This is a genomic window from Streptomyces sp. Ag109_G2-15, assembly GCF_900215565.1.
Lineage (GTDB): Bacteria > Actinomycetota > Actinomycetes > Streptomycetales > Streptomycetaceae > Streptomyces > Streptomyces diastatochromogenes.
Window position 1 is genome coordinate 7,683,914 of sequence record NZ_OCNI01000001.1, and the last position, 15,478, is coordinate 7,699,391.

Here is a 15,478-nt window from a genome sequence, read left to right on the forward strand (position 1 = left end):
GACGATGACCGATCACGGAGCCGATCTGCTGATCCGGGCCGGTGCGGTGCACACGCTGGTGCCCGGACAGGCCCCGCAGCGGGCGCTGGCGGTGCGGGGCGACCGTATCGCCGCTGTGTCCCCGGACCCGAACGGCCTTGACGGCCTGGTGAGTTCGCGCACCGTGGTGCACGACCTGCCCGGTGCCACGGTACTGCCCGCGTTCGACGACACCGACACCCACCTGATCTTCGCCGCGCACGGCGCGCACGACGTTCCCGTCCACCAGGCCCGTACCATCGGCGAGTTCCTGGACCTGATCCGGCAGCGGGCCAGGACCACGCCCGAGGGCGAGTGGATCCGCACCACCACCAACTGGCAGGAGCTCAACCTGGCCGAGCGCCGCCTGCCCACCGCGGCCGAACTGGACCGGGCCACCGACCGGCACCCGGTCCTGGTCAAGCGCGGCGGCCACAACGACGTCGTCAACACCTACGCGCTGCGCCTCGCCGGCATCACCGAGGACACCCCCGTACCGCCGGGCGGCGTCGTCGGCCGCGATGCCGACGGCCGTCTCAACGGACGACTGGTCGACAACGCCCTGCCCCTGGTGGAGCGCCTCCTCCCCGCCCCGGACCTGTCCGAGCGCATCGACGGACTGCGCCTGGCCAGTGGCCAGTACGCCGCCACCGGCATCGGCACCGTGCGCGACTGCGCGGTCAGCCCCGAGGACTACCGGGTGCTTCTGGCCGCCCGTGAGGCCGGTGCGCTGAGCACCCGGGTGCGAGCCCTGATCTCGGCGCTCGGCCTGACCAGCAAGGCGCAGGTGGAGGACCTGCTCGACACCATGGAGGAGTGGCGCTACGGCTCCGACCCGTGGCTACGGGTGTGGGGCGTGAAGTTCGGCCTCGACGGAGGCCTGGAAGCCGGGGCCACCGAGGAGCCGTACGCCTGCGACCACTCCTTCTCCGGAACGCTGATCTGGGAGCCGGACGCGCTGGTCGAGGCGGTCGAGGCCGTGGTCCGGCGTGGCTGGCGGGTCGGCACCCACGCCTACGGCGACCGCGCGGTCCGCGTGCTGCTGGACGTCTACGAACGCGTCCTTCAGCGCAACCCCGGCCTCCCCGCCGGCACACTGGTGATGGAGCACGGGGGCCTGGCCGGCCCCGAACAACGCGCCCGCGCCGTCGCGTTGGGCATCCCCGTCACCATCCAGCAGCCGCTGCTGCACGACACCGCCGAGGTGGAGGAAGGCTTCTGGGGCCCGGAACGCGTCGCCCGCCTCTTCCCCGCCCGCGGCTGGGTCGACCTGGGCGCCCAGGTCAGCGCCGGATCCGACTTCCCCGTCGGCCAGTTCGGTGCCATGCGCTCGGTCTGGGGCATGACCACCCGACAGACCGTCATCGGCGTCAAGGGCCCCGAGCACGCCATCTCCTACGACGAGGCCCTCACCCTGCACACCACCAACGCCGCTAGGCTGGCCGGTGAGGGGAACCTGCGCGGCACCCTCACTTCCGGCCGCCTCGCCGATCTCACCGTGTGGGACCGGGACCCCGCCCAGTGCCCCGACGGCACCCTGCGCGACCTCTACCCCAGCCACACCTTCGTCGGCGGCTTCCTGGTCGCACCCACCGGCACGCGGTAAGGGGGAGGGTTCAATCAGTACGGAACCCGCTGCATGCAGCGTCTGGCGCGTTGGACGAATCTGTCCGAGACCACGTTCGTACTGCCGCACACTGTCCCGGAGGCGGACTACCGGCTGCGGATCTTCACCCCGGGAGGCGAGCTTCCGTTCGCAGGGCACCCCACCCTCGGCTCCGCGCGCGCCTGGCTGGACGGCGGCGGCATGCCGCGGCACCCCGACCGTGTCGTGCAGGAGTGCGCCGCGGGGCTGGTCACCGTGCGACGGGGCGAGGACAGTGTGTCCTTCGCCGCGCCGCCTCGTGTGCGTGACGGCGTGCTCGACGACGACTGTCTGAACCGGATCGTGGCCGCATTCGGCATCACACGTGACTGGGTCGTCGCCCACCAGTGGGTCGACAACGGTCCTGGCTGGGCCGTGGTCCAGTTGGCCACGGCCGAGGAGGTCCTCGCCCTCGAACCCGACCTGGCCCTCGTCCCGGCCGCTATGGTCGGCGCGATCGGGGCCTACCCCGAGGGATCCGAGTACGACTTCGAGATGCGTACCTTCGCCCCGGGCGTCGGCGTGCCCGAAGACCCCGCGTGCGGCAGCATGAATGCCGCCGTCGGGCAGTGGCTCACCTCCACCGGCACCGCACCCTCGACCTACCGGGTCTCCCAGGGCGCGAGGCTGGGACGGGCCGCGAGCATCGAGATCGCCGCCGATACGGACGGCACTGTCTGGGTCAGCGGTGCCGCCGTCATCTGCGTCCGCGGCACCATCACTCTCTGACCGCCCGTCATGCGGTGGTGTCGGCGGAGAGCGTCTTCATGGTGACGTAGCTGGTCACCGTGGCCACGCCGGGCAGGCTCGCCAACTGGTTGGCGTGGAAGTCCTCGTAGGCGGGCAGGTCGGCGACCTCGACCTGGAGCAGATAGTCGAAGTTGCCGGTGATGTGGTGGCTGTGCACCACCTCGGGCAGCCGGGTGACCGCGCTCTCGAACGCGACCACGTCCGCGCGGGTGTGCCGCATCAGCCGCACCCCGGCGAACACCCGCAAGCTGCGGCCGACCGCGGCGGGATCGATCAGCGCCCGGTAACCGCGGATGACCCCGGCTTCCTCCAGTTGCCGCACGCGCCGCAGGCACGGTGACAGCGCGGCCTGGACGGCGGCCTGCGCTCCCGCGACCTGCTGGCCTTCGCCACCATCGACGCCGCCCAGTCGTGCGGACTCGACGCCCGAACAGGCAGCATCACGCCCGGCAAGGATGCCGACATCATCCTTCTACGCGCCGACGATCTGACCGTGTTCCCGGTCACCGGCCCGGCCGCCACCATCGTCAGCGCCGGCCACCCCGGCCTCGTGGACACCGTCCTCGTCGCCGGCCGCGTGGTCAAACGCGACGGCATGCTGGTGGACGTCGACCTGCCGGCGCTGAGGACCCGACTGCTCGCATCACGCAACCGGATCGCGGCGGCCGCCGGCATTCCGCTCGACGGCACATGGCGCCCACGGCCGGAAGCGGAGTAACAGCGTCCTGGCACGTACAGGTGCGGTTGGGCCAACTCCGGGAAGACCGCATCGATACCGAACCGGATCTCCTCGCCGCCCGTCGCACGGCCTGCTGCGGGAGGGGTCCCCGCTGCGGAAAAGGGGTGCCACGGACGAGAGGCTACTGACCACCCCGGCCCGGCCTGTCCACGGGAGCCGGGTAGGAACTGGTCCGGTAACGGCTGCGGAACTCGGCCAGCAGTTCGTCGGTCGCCTCGGCCCCGGCGCTCACGGCGGCGTGGACGTCACGGAAGTAGTTCTCGTACCCGGCGGGGGTGTAGAGACACAAGGCGCGAGCGAGGACCGGGCCCGCGTTGCGGAAGCCGTGCGGGGTGCCGCGGGTCGCGGCGAGCAGATGCCCAGGTCCGGCGGTCACCTCGCCGTCCCCGGTGTGGAGCGTCAACTCGCCCTCGAGGACGTAGAAGTACTCGTCGTGCCCGTCATGCACGTGCGGCCTGGCACCGATGGTGCCGGGGGCGAGGCTGAACTCCTCGAAGGCGAAGTGTCCGCCCGTGTGCTCGCCGGTGAGCCGGAAGAAGTGCGCGACACCGGCGACGTCTATGAGCTCACCGTCCTGGGGACGACGGAGCAGCGGACGGGCCGGAATCCGTGACTGATCATCTGTCATGGGGCATTGTGGCCCAGGGGTTGCGGGGCTGCAGCAGCTGCCCCGAGGGGGCCGGTCGCTCCCGGGGGAGGAGGCCGGCCCCCGCGGGGAGCGACGGCTCAGCTCAGGCCGAGGCTGGAGAGCGCGGTCGTCCAGTCGGTGATGATGGCGTTCTGCGCGTCGTCGAGGCTGACGTCACCGGCGCAGACGGCCTTCTTCAGCTTGTTCTCGACGCTGTCCTTCTCGGAGGAGGTGCCGTCGCCGTAGTGCGGCTCGGGCCAGAGGTTCTCCTCGCTCTTGGGGGCGCCGCCGAGTTCGAGGGGGACGAAGTGGTCCTCCTCGTAGTCCGAGAGGCTGGTGTCGGAGTAGCCGTACTCGGCGATCTGCTTCTTCTTCAGCGCGTTGGTGTAGGAGGTGGAGGGCCGTACGGTCGCGGTCCAGCCGGAGACGCAGATGGTCGAGTCGATGGTGTCCTGGGTGACGTCGGGGTTGAGGGCGCCGGGCGTACAAACCGGGTCGGGCAGGGGGAGGTAGGACTGGCTGCAGCTCGCGGCGTGGGCGGAGCCGGTGGTGACGGTGAGGCCCGCGGCGGCGAGGGCCAGGGTGGAGAGGGTGGTCACCAGGGGGCGCGATATTCGGGACATGTGTGGGGGTCTCCCGGTGCGATGCCCGGCAGGAATCCGGGCGGTCGCGAGCATGACAGCACCGGGATCATCTATGCGAGTAGACCCCTTTGCTCGAAGGAGAGCTCCTTTGATTGAACGTTTAGCCACCGGAGGGCAGCCGGGGGCGAAGTCTTGACGCGGCCTTGGGGACGGGCTCCAGGAGGGGGCTCGGGCGTGCCTCCGGGATGACATGACGGTTCGTCAACTATGCGCTATAGCCTGGGTGAACGCGCACTGAAGCAGCGGTACGCGTTGGTCCCTGTCGACGACATCGCCGCCCGACTGACCCCCGCTGATCCACCCTTGCTGGACTCCCTGCTGACGGCGCGGCTGGCGCGGGCGGAGGAGGTCGCCGCTTTCGGGGCCGCCGCTCATGCCGTCGTGGAAGGCTCTTGTCATCGGCTACCGACTTGGCGCGGCTTGTGCGTTGGCCGTCTCGACGCGGACGGCTCGGGCGCGGACCACGAAGGGCCGGGAGAAGACGGTGATGGCGACGGAGACTGCGGCGAGCGCTGTGATGGCCGTGCCGGGGGTGAAGTGCTGGGCAGCGCCGCCGGCGATCGCGGCTCCGATGCCCTGCCACGTCATGCGGCCGGCGGACTCGACTCCCTGGACCTGGCCGCGGACCGGATCTGGGGTCAGCGCGAGAAGCTGCTCCTGGAGCGGCAGGGTGGCGGCGAACCCGGCACTGGCGATGAACACCGCGGCTGTCGCCACCAACACCGGTGGGTGGATGGCGAACAGCAGGTACGGGATGGCGAGCAGGAGTCGCAGGGCGAATGCGTAGCGGCGCCGCTGGTCGGCGGTCAGCAGTCGCCCGACGGTCAGGTCACCGAGGAGCATGCCTGCCGATCCGGCGGCCAGGAGGGCGCCGGCATGATCCGGGGCATAGGAGATGAACAGGGCCTCGCAGCCGACGATCAGGCCGTTGGGGACCCACAGGTTCAACAGCAGCGCGCGCTGGCCGGAGTGGGAGAAGAGCGCGATGTTCGTCGTCCAGGTCTGACGCAGTCCGGGGCGGCGGGTCAGACGGACCGAGCGTTCCCGGACGGTCGTTGCCACAACGACCAACCCGACTCCGGTCAGGGCCGTCGCGGCGACGAAGACCCCTTGCGGGCTCAGGTACCGCAGAAGTACGGCGCCGATGGCGTAGCCGAGGATGGCCATGCCACCCGAGGTGATGTTCATCAGCGAACGTGCCGGCGCATACGCAGAGGTCGGCACCACCTCGGCCAGCAGCCCCATCCGCGTTCCGGTCCCCAGGGACTGGAAGAACCCCAGCACCAGGAGCAGACCGAACCGGGCAGCCAGCGGCAGCCCCGGAACCGCCTGTGCGGCAACACCCACCAGCGAGACGCACTGGAGCGCGACGAGGGTCCGGCGAGGACGGCTCCCGTCCGCGACCGACATCAGCGTCAGCGCGCCGAGCACCGTCGCGAAGGTGGCGCCGTACATGCTCACGGCTGTCAGGAACGGGGACTGGGTCTGGTGGTTGACCAGCGTGCCGAGCGCGAAGCCCGACACGGTGCTCGCGGCGACCGTCAGTGTGAAGCTGGCGTACAACCCGGCGAACTCACGGTTGCGGAGTAGGCCAAGGTAGCTGGTGGTGGGAAGCGTGTTGGACGCGGATGTGTCAGAAGGCATGAAAAAAGCCTCCGAACACACCCGTTGGGGCGCCGAAGGCCAACGCGTTCATTCTAGCAGTTAGTTGGCCCGGCCCGTCGTAAGTTCCCCACCGGAAGTGCCGGCATGGGTCAGGCGCCCGTGACGACCCGCACGAAGACGGCCGGTTCGGCTCCCTCGTTGAGGTAGGCGTACTGCTGGTCGCTGGCGATGACCGCACTCTGCCCCGGCCCGAGCACCTGGGGTCCGGTCTCCAGGGCGAGGGTCAGGTGTCCGGACAGGACGTGGTGGATCTCCTGCGCGCCGCGGCGGTCGGGCTCGGCGTCGTAGCGTCCCGTGGGTGCCAGGGTCCAGCGCCACAGCTCCGCCCGGGGATCCAGGGTGGCGCCCAGCAGGAGAGCGCGGCTGCCGTCGGGGGCCTCCCATACGAGCGTCCCCTCGACCTCCGGGCCCGCGGCGTCGTCCTCGGGCAGGGCCAGGGCGGCGAAGTCGGTGTCCAGGGCGCGGGCGACGCGGTCGACGGTGGCGAGGCTCGGGTTGGCCTGGCCCAGCTCGATGTCGGTGAGCATCCTCCGACTGACCCTGCTGGCGTCGGCGAGCTGCTGCACGCCCCAGCCCCGCTGCTTGCGCAGTGCGCGGATGCGCCCGCCGATGCGGGTGACGAACTCCTGCGTGGCCTGGCTGTCCGCGGCGACCTCACTGCTCATGGTGAGCATTATAGTGCGCAAAAAAGTTGCCACCCCGCCGCGTGAGCAATATATTGCTCATCATGCGGGTGATCAGCTCTCCCCATGTCGCCGAGCAGGCCGTACTGGCCTCCCTGCGCGACGCTTTCGGGGACCTTTCCCGTAGTGAGACGCTGGCGCCCGGCCAGTTCGTGATCGATCTGCCCGGTGGCGGTGACGTCATCCACTACCCGGCCGTACTGCCCCATGCCGGCGTGTACGCGGTCAAGGTCTCCCCCTACCTGCCGGACCCGGCAGGTCCCGCAGTGGTCACGGCCTGGACGATGCTCGTGAGCCTGTCCACCGGGCAGCCGGTCGCGCTGCTGGACGCCTCGGGCCTGACCGTCGAGCGCACCGCGGCGACCACGGTGCTGGCCGCCGATCTGCTGCTGCCGCCCGGCGCGGCGACCGCGGCCGTCATCGGGTACGGGCGCATCGGCCTCGCGCACGCCCGCTACCTGCGCCACCTGCGCCCAGACATGACCGTCCGCGCGTTCTCGCCGGGCGGGATCGACGAGGTGGACGACGGCGTCCGGGCCGTCGCCTCCATCCACGACGCGGTGACGGGTGCGGATCTGGTGATGCTGTGCACCTCCGCCGCCGACGACGTGCTCGACCCCCGCACCCTGCCCCCGGGCACCGTCGTCACCTCGATCTCGACCAACGCCCCCGGAGCCCGCGAGATCCTGCCCGCGGCCGTGCCGGAGCTCGATGTGTACGTGGACGCGCGCACGAGCCTGCAGGTCGCCTCCGAACTGGCCCAGGCCGCGGCAGCCGGCTGGGACCCCGCCACCGTACGCGGCGACCTGGCCGGCCTCGTCGCCGGCCACGCACCGCGCCCCAGCGGCGAACGCCCGGTGTATTTCCGCTCCGTGGGACTGGGCATCGAAGACGCGGCGGTCGCCTGGGCGGCCTGCCGGAACGACGACAACACGACGAAGGGACGGCACCGGTGAAGATCCGCGAGTTCGAGGTCGAGCAGTGGATGAACGAGTACGAGGAAACCTGCCGCTACAACCTCGCCGAGACCTGCGTCCGCTCACTGACCACCGGTGAACTGCTGGAACTGTCCGGCCGGCGCGAGCAGGTGCTCGCCGAGCTGGACGCCACCCAGCTCACCTACCGACCGATCCCCGGCAGCCCCCGCCTGCGCCGCTTGGTCGCGGACCTGTACGCGACCCAGCGCCCGGACAACGTCCTGATCACCCACGGGGCGATCGGCGCGAACGCCCTCGTGCACGCCACTCTCGTCGACCCGGGCGACCACATCGTGGCGATCGTCCCGACCTACCAGCAGCACTACTCCATCCCCGACAGCTACGGCGCCCGCGTCGACCGCCTGCCGCTGCGCGAAGAGCACGGGTGGCTGCCCGACCTGGACGAACTCGACCGCCTGGTTACGCCGGACACCAAGCTCATAGCCGTCAACAACCCCAACAACCCCACCGGCGCTCTCATCGACGAAGCGGGCCTGGCCCGCATCGCGCACATCGCCGACCGGGTCGGGGCCTGGGTCCTGTGCGACGAGGTCTACCGGGGAATCGACCAGGACGGCGACGGATTCACCGCCTCCATCGCCGACGTGTACGAACGCGGCATCTCCACCGGCAGCATGTCCAAGCCCTTCTCCCTGGCCGGACTGCGCCTGGGCTGGATCGTCGGCCCGACCGGCCTCCTGAAGGACGTCGCCACCCACCGGGACTACACCACGATCAGCGTCGGACGCGTCGACGACCTGCTGGCCTGCGTCGCCCTGGAGAACAAGGACGCGATCCTGGCCCGCTCCCACCGGATCACCCGTACCAACCTGGCCATCCTGGACGAGTGGGTCGCCGGCCGCGACGATGTCACCTACGTCAGGCCGGCCTCGGGAACCACCGCACTCCTGCGCTACCAAGCCCCCATCGGCTCCTACGAGTTCTGCATCCGCCTGCTGCAGGAGACCGGGGTCATGTTCACCCCCGGTGCCGCCTTCGACATCGAGCACACCGTGCGCATCGGCTTCGCCGACGACACCCAGACCCTGCGCACCGGACTGCACCTGGTCGGCCGCTTCCTCGACCAACTCACCCAGGCATAAACCCTCTCACTCGGGTGCGGCCGCCGGCCAGGTACGGGGGTACGGCACGCGCAGCGACTCGGCCGCCACAGGGGTGTGGTCGGTGGAGGCGAACAGGCGGCCGTCGCGCAGGATGACCGCGCCGCTGCCGAGCATGGTCGTGATCAGCTCGGTGGCGAGCGCCTCGGGGGTCACGTCCAAGAGGCGTGCGGCGTCGGTCAGCCAGGCCCGGGCGTGGAGGTACGCCTCGACCTCGTCGGCCGGGATGCCGTCGCGGATCATCAGGGCGAACGCGAAGATCCGGCGGGCCCCGTACCAGACGGCTCCCTCAGGGTCGTCGGCCAGCCGTTGCGCACGACGCCGGGCGGCGGCGAAAGCCGCGCCGGGGTCGGCGGGGACCGGGCCGTGGGAAGGGAGGATCACGCGCGGGGAGAGGTCGGCCATCCGCGTGAGGGAGTCCAGCGCCGTGGTGGTCGCCTCGGGGCCGTCGAGGGCGAGGTTCACCCAGCCGACGTCGTAGTCCGACAGGGCATCCCCGACCACCAGCAGCCGCTCCTCCGGCTGCCACAGCGCCAGGTGTCCCGGGGTGTGCCCGGGCGTGCGGACGACCTCCCAGTCGGTGTCGCCGAGGCGGAGGACCTGGCCGTCGTCGAGGGAGACGTCGACCGTGTACGGGGCGACCGGCTGGTCCAGGTACTCCGCCGAGCAACAGCCCGGGTCCCGGTGGGAGATCGCCTCCGCCTCCGGCGCCCCGGCCGCGACAGCGGCACCTCGCGTCTGGAGGAGGGCGTTGCCACCGACGTGATCGGAGTGCCAGTGCGTGTTCACGACCAGACCGATCGCACCGGCGTGCTCGCGGGCCCAGGCGGCGGTCTCCTCGGCATGGCCGACGAACCCGCTGTCGACGAGGGCTGGTTGCCGCCCCTGCAGCAGGAGCGTGTTGGCGTCGGGGAACGGCCGCTGCCACCAAGTAACCCAGGACGGCAGCGACGGCAACGGGCTCACGGCTCGGCCCTGTTGACGCGGATCAGGGTCTGCTGCCCGTTGGCGACGAGCTTCTGTCCGCCGTTGTCCTCGACGCCGTACACCTCCAGCTGGCAAACGGTCAGCGTGCGTCCCGACTTCAGGACGGTCCCGACCGCCTCGATGTGCTCGCCGCTGGCGGGCGCGAGGAGGTTGATCTTGTACTCGACGGTGAGCACCTCGGAGTCCTCGGAGAGCAGCGTGAGCGCCGCGTAGCCACCTGCGCTGTCCGCGATGGCGCTGGTGGCCCCTGCGTGGACATGGCCGTGCTGCTGGGTCACCTCGGGACGGACCGGGAGGACGATGTGCACGCGGCCGGGTCCGATGTGGCCGATCCGTGCGCCGAGGTGGCCCATGAGGCCCTGACGGTCGAAGCTGTCCTGGATGCGCTGCCGCACCTCCGGGCTCGCGTGTTCCTGCTGCGTCCGGTCTTCCACGTGCCGCTCTCCTCTCGCTCTGAGAGGGAAGACTAGGCCGGACATGCCCGAAGGTGTTTTCGTCCTTACCTCATGATCGCGCCACATGGAGGAGCATTTCCTCAACAGATGCCCTACATCGGAAGATTCTTGCCGAGCTGCAGTTGGACGGGCCAGCCGGGACCGCGTCCGTCTCGGGCGGCGACTGAACTCGGTGGGGGCGCACTCTGCGGCACGACGGAACGCCCGGACGGGCCTACTCCGGAGGCGTGGGCGTGTCGTGCGTGCGGTACATCGCCTGTACGTCCAGCTTCAGTTGGATCGTCGGGCCCACCACCGCGATCCCGCGGGCCAGCATCGAGCGCCAGTTCAGGGTGTAGTCCTCGCGATGCAGCTCCGCCTTGGCCAGGGCAGCGCAGCGGAGTTCCTCGCCGTAACCGCCGTTCACCGTGCCGAGGTAGGTCGTGTCCAGGGACACCGAACGGCTCACGCCGTGCATGGTCAGGGAACCCTGCAGCGTCCACTTGCTGCCGCCCCGGTAGGCGAAGCGCGTGCTCGCGAAGTCGATGTACGGGAACCGATCGACATGGAGGAAGTCGGCCGAGCGCAGGTGGTTGTCGCGGGTGTTGTTGCCCGTGGTGATGCTGGACGCGTCGATGCGGACGTGGACCCGGGACTGGGTCATGTCCTGGGCGATCTGGATGCCGCCGTCGAAGCGCTCGAAGCGGCCGTGGACGTGGGCCATGCCGACGTGCTTGGCGATGAAGCGGATGGCCGTGTGCGGCGGGTCGAAGAGCCAGGTGCCGGGCGCCGGCAGCTCCAGGGCCTGCGCGGGCTGCAGCCAGACGCGCTCGGTGGGCGCTGCCGTACCCGCCACGATCCCGACCGTCTCGCGGTGCGGCTGCAGCCCCTCCGTGACGATCAGCAGACTGTACTGGCCGGGCGGCAGCGCCGCGAGGAAGAAGCCGTACGGGTCGGTGGTGCCGCGGGCAACGACGCGGTGGGTGTCCAGCGCGGTGACCGTGACGTCCGCGGCCGCCATGGGCGAACCCATCGGGTCGACGACCTCGCGGCCCACAGCGCCCGCGCCGTACGGGAGGGGGAGCGAAAGGCCCGCCGCCTCGGCCGAGGCGCCCTTGGGCCGCCGGCGCCGGAGCAGTGCGAGGGCCATGATGTTCACCTTTCTTCACGGTTGACGCGACCGCGTGCACAGCGGTCGAGGGCATGCCGAAACGGCCGCGCCTGCATACGGTCGTACCCCTGATTCGATCTTGTGGCAGGCCGCGCGGGCACGGGTGTCTGAATACGAGACAGTTGCTCTTGGTGGAGACGGTGGTCGAGACAGTCGCTCCTGGTCAGGGCGAGACGCTAGGCTCCCGCCCCGCGTACGCCGCTCGGAGCACCCCGAGGACGCCCTCTGCCGTGACCGGGCGTGGATTGGCGTACGGCCGGCCTGTCACCTGCTCGGCCGCGACCGTCAAGTCGCCCTCTTTCAGACCGAGTTCGGCGAGAGAACGCGGTGCGCCCAGGCGAACCGACAGGTCCCGCAGGGCGCGCGGGGCGTCCCGCGTGTCCAGTGCCCGGCGCAGGGCGGCCATCGCCTGCGGCACCGCGGGCGCGTTGTAGGCGAGGGCGTACGGCAGCATCACCGTGTGTGTCTCCGCGTGCGGGAGTCCGAACGTGCCGCCGAGTACATGGCACAGCTTGTGGTGCAGTCCCATGGTGGTCGCGCCGAGGCACGCTCCGCACAGCCATGCCCCATACAGGGCCCGGCCGCGCGCGTCGAGGTCGGCGGGCTCGGCGGCGAGCCGCGGCAGCGCCCCCGCCATCGCGCGGAGGCCCTCCTCCGCCATGAGCGAGACCAGCGGCGAGGTGTCCGGGGCGTACAGTGCCTCGACTGCGTGCGCCAGTGCGTTGATGCCGCTGGTCACGGAGAGGGGGACCGGGAGGGAGAGGGTGAGTTCGGGGTCGTAGACGACGCTGCGGGGCTGGACCACCGGATCGCGTCCGGTGCGCTTGACCCCGCCTTCCGTCAGGCCCCAGACCGGGGTCATCTCCGAACCCGCGTACGTGGACGGTACGGCGATCAGCGGCAGGCCGGTGCGCAGCGCGATCGCCTTGCCGAGGCCGATCGCCGAGCCGCCGCCGACCGCGACGCACCCATCGGCCCCGGCCTCCCGCGCCACCGCGACGGCCCGGTCGGCGACCTCGACGGGAACATGCATCCGGGCCTCGGCGTGCAGTCCCGCGCAGGCGTCGCCGAGCGCCTCCGCCACCGCCCGGGCGACGGTCTCGCCCCGCCTCCCGCAGACCACCAACAGCCGTCGCAGCCCGAGGCGTCGGGCCTCGTCCGGGACCGCGGTCACGGACGCGCCGGGCCGGAAGACGACCCGCACGGGCCGTGTCTCGTGCACGAAGTCGGCCGAGAACGTCATGACGCGCGCTCCAGGACGAGGTCGAAGCGCGCCTGCCGGAAGGGGTTCGGGACGCCGAACTCCCGGGCCAGGGCCGGATCGTCGATCTCCGCGAACTCCTGCACCAGGCTCTGCTTCACCGCGAAAACGGCGTCGGAGTCCAGATAGTCGCTGCCGGCCACGAAAATGTGCGTGGTGACGGGGGTGTGGCCGTCGGCCATGGCGATGAAGTGGATGTGCGCAGGCCGGTAGGGGTGCCGGCCGGTGGCGCGCAGCAGTGCGCCGACCGGGCCGTCGGTGGGGATCGGGTACGGGGCCGGTACACAGGTGCGGAACCAGAAGCGCCCCTCGGTGTCGGCGGTGAACAGTCCACGGCCGTTGCCCGCGGGCTGGAGATCCGGCTGCTGCACGTCGTAGTAGCCCTCGGTGTCCGCCTGCCAGACGTCCAGGACCGCGCCGGGCAGTGGGGTGCCGTCCTGCGACAGCACCCGGCCGCTGACCACGCACTGCTCGCCGCCGCCCACCAGGTCGATGTCGTCACCGAGTTGACGAGCGGGCGACTCGGTCAGGTGGAAGGGGCCGAGGACGGTCGACTCGGTGGCGCCGGGGACGCGGTCGCCGTTGACGGTCTCGACGAGCATGGAGAGGCCGAGGACGTCCGACAGCAGGATGAACTCCTGCCGGGTGTCCGTGCAGGTCTGCCCGGTCGCCGTCAGGAAGCCGACGGCCTTCTCCCACTCCTCCTGGGTGAGCCGGGTCTCGCGCACGAAGTCGTGCAGATGGCGGATCAGTCCGCCGAGCAGCTCGCGCAGCCGGGGATCGACCGCCGCGCTCAGACTGGCGACGGCCTCCTCGGTGACAGCCTCGCCCGCGCCGGTGGTCTCGGTGGCATCGGTGGCATCGGTGGTCATGCTCGCTCCTCGTCGTCCATGGCGTCCCGCGTCCCGCTGACCACAGTGTTCCGCTTCCTCGTGTTCCCGCACTCAGGCGTGCCCGAGGATCCGCCGCAGCGCGTCCGCCAGCAGTTCCCCGGCTTCCCCGGCGTCCGGGGCCGCCGACGCGTACCGGAAGGCGACGAAGCCGTCGGGCCGTACCAGCAGGGCACCCGCGTCGGACACCTCGCTCAGCCGCGCCCAGTCGCCGTACGGGTCCTCGTACTCCTGCCCGGGGCCGATGACCACGGTGGCGATGTCGATCTCCTGGGCCTCGGCCGCGCGCACCCAGGCGTCGCCGCCGATGCCGGTCAGCAGGGTGAAACGGCCCTGGCCGACGGTGTCGAGCGTGGAGAGTGTGCGGGTGCCGGAGGTGATCCAGGTGTGCGGCAGCTTCGCGCCGGGGCGGGAGGAGGGCTGGTGGTACAGCTCCGGGTCGCGGGCGAAACCGGGGTCGGGGGTGCCGTCGGGCACGATGGCGTCCGAGGCGTACCGCTGGTTGAGATCGACGCCGTGCGCGTTGAACTCGTACACCTTGAAGGCGATCGCCTCGCGCAGCCGGGCGCGCTGCTTCGCGGCGGCCTCCGTGGCGTCCTTGCGGGCGGCGATGTTGGCCCACAGCTGCTCGGGGGTCTGCGGGGAAAGCCCGTCCAGCGCCTCGAAGATGGGGGCGGTCTCGCCGATGGACTTGTTGGCGCGGGTGACGATCTGCCGGCCGATCGGGGCGCGTTCGGCGGTGTAGGTGTCGAGCAGCCGGGGATCGGCGGTCCCGTCGAGGACCATCTTCAGCTTCCAGGCCAGGTTGTACGAGTCCTGGATGGAGGTGTTGGAACCGAGGCCGTTGGACGGCGGATGGCGGTGGGTGGCGTCGCCGGCGCAGAAGACGCGGCCGTTCGCGTACGTCTCCGCGTACATCTCGTTGACCGTCCACGCGGAGGACGACTTGATGGTCACGGGGATGTCGTCGTCGCCGACGAGCTTGCGGACGACGGACTCGGCGTACTCGGTGGTGAGGTCGGGCGCGCCCGCGGTGACGTCGTACCCCCACACGATCAGCCACTCGTTCCAGGGGCGAACGCAGCGCACCAGCCCGGCGCCGATGCCGCCGACCGTCGCGCCCGGGGCGAGCACCCAGTACAGGGTGGACGGCCGGTGCGCGGTGTACTTGGTCAGGTCCGCGTCGAAGACGATGTTGATGCTGCCCGCGACGCCCATCTGGCCGCCCATCGGCAGGCCCGCGTCCTCGGCGACCTTCGAGCGGCCGCCGTCCGCGCCGATGAGGTACTTGGCGCGGATCTCGTAAGTGTCCCCGCGCATCCGGTCGCGGACGGTGGCCGTGACGCCGTCGGCGTCCTGGGTGTGGGAGAGGTACTCGGTCTGGAAACGCAGCCGGGTGCCACGGGCGACGGCGGCGTCGACGAGGACCGGCTCCATGAGGTGCTGGGGCATGTCGCACATGCGGGTGGGGCTCGCGAGGTCGTGCGCGGCCTGGACGAGCGGGTCGTTGCCCCAGGAGCGCACCCGGCCGAGCTCCTCGCCGGCCAGGCTGGTGCAGAAGGTCGTGTCGCCCATCAGATGCTGCGGGGTGGCCTGGGCGACGACGTCCTGTTCGACGCCGAGGTCGCGCAGCACCTCCATCGTGCGCTGGTTGGTGATGTGCGCGCGGGGCGTGTCGGCGAGGCTCGCATAGCGGGTCACGACGATGTTGGGCACGCCGTAGGTGCTCAGGGCGAGCGCGGCCGACGCGCCGGCCGGGCCACTGCCTACGATCAGAACGTCGGTCTCGACGACGGTGGACACGGGCGCTCCTGCGGGAGAACGGGCTTCAGGCATTCATGATCATGGAGCGGCGCGCCGGGGTG

16 protein-coding genes are annotated in these 15,478 nt (G+C 71.0%); 5 read left to right on the forward strand and 11 right to left on the reverse strand.

What is annotated here, in order from left to right; translation table 11 throughout:
- Positions 1-4: 4 nt before the first annotated feature.
- Both CRP49_RS34575 and CRP49_RS34580 read left to right on the forward strand, forming a co-directional pair.
- Complete coding sequence (locus CRP49_RS34575) at positions 5-1,624, forward strand: amidohydrolase (protein ID WP_097256893.1); 1,620 nt, start codon at positions 5-7, stop codon at positions 1,622-1,624.
- 33 nt (positions 1,625-1,657) lie between these two features.
- The gene (locus CRP49_RS34580; RefSeq protein WP_097256894.1) at positions 1,658-2,392 is read left to right on the forward strand and encodes a PhzF family phenazine biosynthesis protein; all 735 of its coding nucleotides are present in this window, start codon (positions 1,658-1,660) and stop codon (positions 2,390-2,392) included.
- 7 nt (positions 2,393-2,399) lie between these two features.
- Here the strand turns inward: CRP49_RS34580 and CRP49_RS34585 are convergent, their stop codons facing one another.
- Complete coding sequence (locus CRP49_RS34585; protein ID WP_257033590.1) at positions 2,400-2,735, reverse strand: Lrp/AsnC family transcriptional regulator; 336 nt, start codon at positions 2,733-2,735, stop codon at positions 2,400-2,402.
- 39 nt (positions 2,736-2,774) lie between these two features.
- Here CRP49_RS34585 and CRP49_RS34590 point away from each other — a divergent pair, with 39 nt between their 5' ends.
- Complete coding sequence (locus CRP49_RS34590) at positions 2,775-3,131, forward strand: amidohydrolase family protein (RefSeq protein ID WP_373560407.1); 357 nt, start codon at positions 2,775-2,777, stop codon at positions 3,129-3,131.
- Between the two features lie 142 nt (positions 3,132-3,273).
- Here CRP49_RS34590 and CRP49_RS34595 read toward each other — a convergent pair whose 3' ends face one another.
- From CRP49_RS34595 to CRP49_RS34610, 4 genes are all read right to left on the reverse strand, one after another.
- Positions 3,274-3,780 carry a cupin domain-containing protein gene (locus CRP49_RS34595; RefSeq protein WP_097256896.1) on the reverse strand — a complete coding sequence of 169 codons (507 nt, stop codon included), beginning with the start codon at positions 3,778-3,780 and terminating at the stop codon, positions 3,274-3,276.
- A gap of 98 nt (positions 3,781-3,878) precedes the next feature.
- A complete protein-coding gene (locus CRP49_RS34600; RefSeq protein ID WP_097256897.1) occupies positions 3,879-4,403 on the reverse strand; it encodes a hypothetical protein in 525 nt (174 codons plus the stop codon).
- A gap of 423 nt (positions 4,404-4,826) precedes the next feature.
- The gene (locus tag CRP49_RS34605) at positions 4,827-6,068 is read right to left on the reverse strand and encodes an MFS transporter (RefSeq protein ID WP_097256898.1); all 1,242 of its coding nucleotides are present in this window, start codon (positions 6,066-6,068) and stop codon (positions 4,827-4,829) included.
- Between the two features lie 110 nt (positions 6,069-6,178).
- Positions 6,179-6,754, reverse strand: a complete 576-nt coding sequence (locus tag CRP49_RS34610; RefSeq protein ID WP_179851843.1) for a helix-turn-helix domain-containing protein — start codon at positions 6,752-6,754, stop codon at positions 6,179-6,181.
- 62 nt (positions 6,755-6,816) lie between these two features.
- Here CRP49_RS34610 and CRP49_RS34615 point away from each other — a divergent pair, with 62 nt between their 5' ends.
- Entirely contained in the window at positions 6,817-7,728 is a 912-nt protein-coding gene (locus CRP49_RS34615) for an ornithine cyclodeaminase family protein (protein ID WP_143670048.1), read from the forward strand.
- Entirely contained in the window at positions 7,725-8,852 is a 1,128-nt protein-coding gene (locus tag CRP49_RS34620) for an aminotransferase (protein ID WP_097256901.1), read from the forward strand. Before CRP49_RS34615 ends, CRP49_RS34620 begins: the two co-directional genes overlap by 4 nt.
- 6 nt (positions 8,853-8,858) lie before the next feature.
- On the opposite strand, the gene CRP49_RS34625 is transcribed toward CRP49_RS34620, so the two are convergent.
- From CRP49_RS34625 to CRP49_RS34650, 6 genes are all read right to left on the reverse strand, one after another.
- The gene (locus CRP49_RS34625; RefSeq protein ID WP_097256902.1) at positions 8,859-9,836 is read right to left on the reverse strand and encodes an MBL fold metallo-hydrolase; all 978 of its coding nucleotides are present in this window, start codon (positions 9,834-9,836) and stop codon (positions 8,859-8,861) included.
- Complete coding sequence (locus CRP49_RS34630; RefSeq protein WP_097256903.1) at positions 9,833-10,291, reverse strand: PaaI family thioesterase; 459 nt, start codon at positions 10,289-10,291, stop codon at positions 9,833-9,835. Before CRP49_RS34630 ends, CRP49_RS34625 begins: the two co-directional genes overlap by 4 nt.
- A gap of 235 nt (positions 10,292-10,526) precedes the next feature.
- Complete coding sequence (locus CRP49_RS34635) at positions 10,527-11,441, reverse strand: YceI family protein (protein WP_097256904.1); 915 nt, start codon at positions 11,439-11,441, stop codon at positions 10,527-10,529.
- A 184-nt stretch (positions 11,442-11,625) separates the two neighbouring features.
- Entirely contained in the window at positions 11,626-12,705 is a 1,080-nt protein-coding gene (locus CRP49_RS34640; RefSeq protein WP_097256905.1) for a maleylacetate reductase, read from the reverse strand.
- Positions 12,702-13,595 (reverse strand): intradiol ring-cleavage dioxygenase, encoded by an 894-nt coding sequence (locus tag CRP49_RS34645; protein WP_097256906.1) that lies wholly within the window; start codon positions 13,593-13,595, stop codon positions 12,702-12,704. The genes CRP49_RS34640 and CRP49_RS34645 overlap by 4 nt, the downstream gene beginning before the upstream one ends.
- 72 nt (positions 13,596-13,667) lie before the next feature.
- Positions 13,668-15,449, reverse strand: a complete 1,782-nt coding sequence (locus tag CRP49_RS34650; RefSeq protein ID WP_097256907.1) for an FAD-dependent monooxygenase — start codon at positions 15,447-15,449, stop codon at positions 13,668-13,670.
- Between the last annotated feature and the right edge of the window lie 29 nt (positions 15,450-15,478).

Excerpts from the sequence above, each read along its gene's own strand:
- CRP49_RS34575 (WP_097256893.1), top strand. The coding sequence starts at position 5 with ATGACCGATCACGGAGCCGATCTGCTGATCCGGGCCGGTGCGGTGCAC.
- CRP49_RS34580 (WP_097256894.1), top strand. The coding sequence starts at position 1,658 with ATGCAGCGTCTGGCGCGTTGGACGAATCTGTCCGAGACCACGTTCGTA.
- CRP49_RS34595 (WP_097256896.1), bottom strand. The coding sequence starts at position 3,780 with ATGACAGATGATCAGTCACGGATTCCGGCCCGTCCGCTGCTCCGTCGT.
- CRP49_RS34600 (WP_097256897.1), bottom strand. The coding sequence starts at position 4,403 with ATGTCCCGAATATCGCGCCCCCTGGTGACCACCCTCTCCACCCTGGCC.
- CRP49_RS34605 (WP_097256898.1), bottom strand. The coding sequence starts at position 6,068 with ATGCCTTCTGACACATCCGCGTCCAACACGCTTCCCACCACCAGCTAC.
- CRP49_RS34610 (WP_179851843.1), bottom strand. The coding sequence starts at position 6,754 with ATGAGCAGTGAGGTCGCCGCGGACAGCCAGGCCACGCAGGAGTTCGTC.
- CRP49_RS34615 (WP_143670048.1), top strand. The coding sequence starts at position 6,817 with ATGCGGGTGATCAGCTCTCCCCATGTCGCCGAGCAGGCCGTACTGGCC.
- CRP49_RS34635 (WP_097256904.1), bottom strand. The coding sequence starts at position 11,441 with ATGGCCCTCGCACTGCTCCGGCGCCGGCGGCCCAAGGGCGCCTCGGCC.
- CRP49_RS34640 (WP_097256905.1), bottom strand. The coding sequence starts at position 12,705 with ATGACGTTCTCGGCCGACTTCGTGCACGAGACACGGCCCGTGCGGGTC.
- CRP49_RS34645 (WP_097256906.1), bottom strand. The coding sequence starts at position 13,595 with ATGACCACCGATGCCACCGATGCCACCGAGACCACCGGCGCGGGCGAG.
- CRP49_RS34650 (WP_097256907.1), bottom strand. The coding sequence starts at position 15,449 with ATGCCTGAAGCCCGTTCTCCCGCAGGAGCGCCCGTGTCCACCGTCGTC.